We start from the raw sequence: 3,434 nt of genomic DNA, 5'->3' as shown, positions 1-3,434 counted from the left end.
ATGCGGCGCTGATCCTCCCGCGCTCGGGCCTCGGCCACAAGCACGGCATCGTGCTCGGCAATCTGGTGGGCCTGATCGACAGCGACTACCAGGGCGAACTCAAGATCAGCGCCTGGAACCGCAGCGACACGCCCTTCGTGCTCCAGCCGATGGAGCGGCTCGCGCAACTGGTGATCGTGCCGGTGGTGCAGGCGCAGTTTCGCGTGGTCACAGAATTTGCAGCTTCGCAACGCGGCGAAGGCGGCTACGGCTCCACCGGCAAGCACTGACCGCTCCCCGTCTTTGCGCGGCTTCGTGTCGGGCCCGTAAAGACCGGAACTGACGGTTCGCGGCGCGCTCCTACGTTTCGGTGTGTGTCCTGCGTCATCCCCACAGCGGGCAAGACGTTGGATACAGGCTTTGGCGCATCGGGATGCGCCGATTTATCCGAGGAGCCTCTCAACATGAAAATTTCAACGCGCTTCATTTCCATTGCCGCTTCCGTGGTGGCGCTTGCCACGCTCACGGCCTGCGTTGCTCCCGCGCCGGTCTATCACACGACGCGCTATCCCTACCAGGCGCCGCCGCAGGCGGTTCCCTACCAGGAGGCGGCCTATGTCGAATACGGCCACGTCGCCAACATCGAGGTGCTGCGCAGCGAAACCGGGGGCACCGGCACCACCGGCGGCGGCGCGGTGGCGGGCGGTGTGCTCGGCGGCGTGGTGGGCAACCAGTTCGGGCACGGCAGCGGCCGCGCCGCGGCCACCGCGCTGGGCATCGTGGGCGGCGCGCTGCTGGGCAACACCATCGAGGGACAGGCCAACGGGCCGCGCGCCTACGAGAGCTACCGCATCTCGGTGCAGACCGACCGCGGCGGCTACCGCGCCTTCGACGTGCAGCATCCGGGCGACCTGCGCATCGGCGACCGCGTGCGCATCGACAACGGCCAGATCTCGCGCATGTAGCCGCGGGCCGCAGCAAGCAAAAAGCCGGGCAATGCCCGGCTTTTTTTGCTTGCTGCGGCGGTTTGTTCAGCCGGCAGTCAGTGCAGCAGGTCGTTGCCGGGCGCCGTGGGCGGCACCTTGAAGAAGGCCGTGCCCGCCGTGCCGCGGCCGACTTCTTCTTCGGTGGCCTCGCGCACCGAGCGCACCGTGATGTCGAGCCGGATCGCGATGCCGGCGAGCGGATGGTTGCCGTCGAGCACCAGGTGGTCCGGGTAGATCTCGGCCACGGTGTAGATCACGTCCTTGGGCATGGCGTCGCTCACGCCTGGGGGCAAGGCGGCGCCGTCGAAGGTCATGCCTTCCTCGGTGCCTTCGGGGAACAGCGAACGCGGCTCCAGAAAGAGCAGCTGGTCGTTGAAGTCGCCGAAGCCCTGTTCGGGCTCGAGCTGCAATTGCACCCGTGCGCCGGGCTCGTGGCCCTGCAGGGCGGCTTCGATCACGTCGAAGAGGTCATCGCCCCCCACCATGAATTCCACCGGTTCGTCGAGCACGTCCAGAACTTCGCCCAGGGTGTCTTTCATCGTCCAGGTCAGGCCGACCACGCATTGTTCAGAGATTTCCATTGCAGAATTCTCCCATGGAGATTACACAACCGCTGCCGTTGCTCGGCGGCCTGAGCGCCGCGCAGTTCATGCGGCGGCACTGGCAGAAGAAACCGTTGCTGGTGCGCCAGGCCATACCCGCCATGGTGCCACCGATCGAGCGCAGCGCGCTCTTTGCCCTGGCCGAGCGCGAGGACGTCGAATCGCGCCTCATCCGCCACGGCAAGGCCGGCTGGACGCTCAGGCACGGGCCGCTCGCGCGGCGCGCGCTGCCGCCGCGCAAGCAGCCGGCCTGGACGCTGCTGGTGCAGGGCGTCGACCTGCATCACGACGGCGTGCATGCGCTGCTGCAGCAGTTCCGCTTCCTGCCCGATGCGCGGCTGGACGACCTGATGATCAGCTATGCGAGCGACCAGGGCGGCGTGGGCGCGCATTTCGACAGCTACGACGTGTTCCTGCTGCAGGCGCAGGGCAGGCGGCGCTGGTCGATCGGCCGGCAGAGCGACCTGCGCCTGCAGCAGGGCGTGCCGCTCAAGATCCTCGAGAACTTCGAGCCCGAGCAGAGCTTCGTGCTCGAGCCGGGCGACATGCTGTACCTGCCGCCGCGCTATGCGCACGACGGCGTGGCGGTCGGCGACGACTGCATGACCTGCTCCATCGGCCTGCGGTCGTCCGCGGTGGGGGAGCTTGGCGCCGACCTGCTGGCCCGCGTGGCGCAGGCCTATGCCGAGGCGCTCGAAGATGYGGGCCCGGCCGAGCTCGCGCGCTACCGCGATCCGACGCAGCCCGCGGTCGAGGCGCCGGCCGCGATGCCGGCCGCGCTGCAGGCCTTTGCGCGCAAGGCGGTCGACGCCGCGCTGCGCGATCCGGACGCTATCGACCGCGCGCTGGGCGAATCGCTGACCGAGCCCAAGGCCAACGTCTGGTTCGACTCTGAAGGCGCCGAGGCACCGGCGGAACTGCATGCCGTGGCGCTCGACCGCCGCACGCGCATGCTCTACGACGCGCGGCACCTCTACATCAACGGCGAGAGCTTTCGGGCAGGCGGGGCCGATGCAACGCTGATGCGGCGGCTGGCCGACCGGCGCGCGCTCGGGCCGCGCGAACTGGCGCGCGCGAGCGACGGCGCACTCGCACTGCTGGCCGAGTGGTGCGAAGCGGGGTGGGCCCATGCCGGGTGAGCGTTTCACGGCGGCCGCACCGGCCTTGCCCGAGGGACGCTTCGATGGCCCCGAAGCCTTCGCGGGCATGGTGCGGGCCGCGCTGTCGAACGCAGCCCGGCAGGGGTGGAAAGAGCTGGTCTTCAGCGACCCCGACTTTGCCGACTGGCCGCTCGGCGAGCGGGCCAGCATCGAGGCGCTCCAGGCCTGGTCGGCCGCGGGCCGCCGCTTCGTGCTGCTGGCGCAGCGCTTCGATGCGGTCGAACGTTCACATGCGCGCTTCGTTGCGTGGCGGCGCATGTGGGGCCACATCATCGAATGCCGCGCGGTGCGTGCGGAGGCGGGCAGCACCGCGGTGCCGAGCGCCATCTGGACGCCCGGGTGGTTCGCTCACCGCACCGATCCCGAGCGCAGCCGGGGCCTGTGCGGCTTCGATCCGCGGGCGCGGCGCGAACTGCGTGAAACAATCGATGAGTCGTGGCGAGTGGGTGTTGCCGCCTTTCCGGCGTCGACACTGGGCTTGTAAGCCAATGCCGCGAATGAGGCCGCGAGACACAAACGGGCGGCGATGCGGGTCTAGAATTTTTTCGTTCTGACATCCATTGCCAAAGGAGTTTCCATGAAGAAGTCATCGTCCGTCCTGCTCGCTTCGTTGATCGCCGCTGCCGCACTCGTGGCCTGCGGAAAGAAAGAGGACGCCGCGCCGGCGGTTGTGACACCCCCGCCCGCTCCGGTGACCGAACCGGCTC

5 protein-coding genes are annotated in these 3,434 nt (G+C 68.8%); 4 read left to right on the top strand and 1 reads right to left on the bottom strand.

Annotated features, from left to right (window positions below; genetic code table 11):
• Together dut and AC1DOC_RS25205 are read left to right on the top strand one after the other, a co-directional pair.
• Positions 1-269 (top strand): dUTP diphosphatase (gene dut / locus AC1DOC_RS25210; protein WP_478130726.1); only part of this gene is annotated, 269 nt, incomplete at its 5' end.
• Between the two features lie 174 nt (positions 270-443).
• Positions 444-944, top strand: a complete 501-nt coding sequence (locus AC1DOC_RS25205) for an outer membrane lipoprotein (RefSeq protein WP_012748536.1) — start codon at positions 444-446, stop codon at positions 942-944.
• A 77-nt stretch (positions 945-1,021) separates the two neighbouring features.
• Here the strand turns inward: AC1DOC_RS25205 and AC1DOC_RS25200 are convergent, their stop codons facing one another.
• Positions 1,022-1,546: an FKBP-type peptidyl-prolyl cis-trans isomerase gene (locus AC1DOC_RS25200; RefSeq protein ID WP_012748535.1), complete on the bottom strand. Its 525-nt coding sequence runs from the start codon at positions 1,544-1,546 to the stop codon at positions 1,022-1,024.
• A 14-nt stretch (positions 1,547-1,560) separates the two neighbouring features.
• Between AC1DOC_RS25200 and AC1DOC_RS25195 the strand changes: the two genes are divergently transcribed.
• Together AC1DOC_RS25195 and AC1DOC_RS25190 are read left to right on the top strand one after the other, a co-directional pair.
• Positions 1,561-2,706 carry a JmjC domain-containing protein gene (locus tag AC1DOC_RS25195; RefSeq protein ID WP_478130725.1) on the top strand — a complete coding sequence of 382 codons (1,146 nt, stop codon included), beginning with the start codon at positions 1,561-1,563 and terminating at the stop codon, positions 2,704-2,706.
• Positions 2,696-3,211, top strand: coding sequence for a hypothetical protein (locus AC1DOC_RS25190; protein ID WP_478079865.1), 516 nt, complete (start codon positions 2,696-2,698; stop codon positions 3,209-3,211). Before AC1DOC_RS25195 ends, AC1DOC_RS25190 begins: the two co-directional genes overlap by 11 nt.
• Positions 3,212-3,434: the final 223 nt, after the last annotated feature.

The sequence above is a fragment of the Variovorax sp. 01T439_2 genome (assembly GCF_056398445.1).
The sequence above is the reverse complement of the archived record's forward strand: the minus strand, read 5'-3'. Positions and strand labels throughout refer to the sequence as shown.